Genomic DNA, 1,059 nt, shown 5'->3' with positions numbered 1-1,059 from the left:
CGCCGGTGGTAGACGCGCCCTACGACATGTCATGTTCCAGGCAGCGCTGGTCGCCTCGCATCATAACCCGACACTCAAAGCGTTCGCTGATCGGCTCCGTAAAGCCGGGAAACCACACAAGGTCATCGTCACGGCCGTCGCGCGCAAGCTCGTCATCATCGCCAATGCTCTGTGCAAAAGCCGACGGGAATGGGAGCACAGACACCCCTGAAAGATACAGTTGCTAGATAACGGATAATTATCGTATTCGGTAAAATTTGTGATGGTCATGAGTTTGGAAGGAAACAGAGACGTACTCGCCCCGGTCGGGGCTGCGATCCGCAGCCAGCGGGTCGCCTCCAGCCTGACCCTGCAGGAGCTCGCACGACTGTCGGGCATCTCGGCAGGCGCCCTCTCGTTGATTGAAACCGGCAAGCGCGACGTCAGGCTGAGCACACTTGCGAAGATTGCACGGTCCTTGAACGTGGAGCTTTCTGCCTTCTTTGGCGGCCCGCCCGAGCCCGGCGGTGACCAGGGAACGGGCATGGACCGTGGCTATGATCTGAGCGAGTTCGAATGAGAGCCGTTTATGTCTACTTCGCCAGTTTTCGGGTGGGCCGCATCCGGGTGAGCAGGCAAGGCGACCTGAGCTTTTCCTATGACGCTGCCTGGCAAGCCGCGCCGGGCGCTTTTCCGCTCTCACTCAGCATGCCGCTCGGGCCCGCGGAGTATCTCGCGAACCTCATCACGCCATGGCTCGCCAACCTCCTGCCCGAAGGCGAGCAGCTCGAGAAGCTGAGTCGATCCTTGGGGCGCTCGCCTACGGAGGCTCTCGGCCTTCTGACAGACATCGGTGGCGATACGGCTGGCGCCCTGTCCTTCGCAGAACCGAATGCACCTGCTGCTTGGCGCCACACGCCGCTGACGGAATACTATGAGACCGAGGATCCGGCGGAGGTCCTGGAGCAACACTTCGAGGATGTGGAGAAGCGGCCTTTCCTTGCCGGGGAAGGGGGTGTCAGGCTGTCTCTCGCCGGTGGTCAGACGAAAACGGCACTGGCGGTTCTCGATGCGGAGGGC

2 protein-coding genes and 1 pseudogene are annotated in these 1,059 nt (G+C 61.5%); all 3 read left to right on the top strand.

The genetic code is table 11. The annotated features are described in order from the left end of the window. Nucleotides 1-211: pseudogene (locus A3764_RS26085) on the top strand (hypothetical protein); the annotation flags it as partial. Between the two features lie 63 nt (nt 212-274). After that, entirely contained in the window at nt 275-559 is a 285-nt protein-coding gene (locus tag A3764_RS17705) for a helix-turn-helix domain-containing protein (RefSeq protein WP_161487204.1), read from the top strand. Next, nucleotides 556-1,059: HipA N-terminal domain-containing protein (locus A3764_RS17700; protein ID WP_150122273.1), on the top strand; the 504-nt coding region annotated here is incomplete at its 3' end. The genes A3764_RS17705 and A3764_RS17700, both read left to right, overlap by 4 nt.

The sequence above is a fragment of the Sulfitobacter sp. HI0129 genome (assembly GCF_001635395.1).
GTDB lineage: Bacteria > Pseudomonadota > Alphaproteobacteria > Rhodobacterales > Rhodobacteraceae > Sulfitobacter.
The sequence above is the reverse complement of the archived record's forward strand: the minus strand, read 5'-3'. Positions and strand labels throughout refer to the sequence as shown.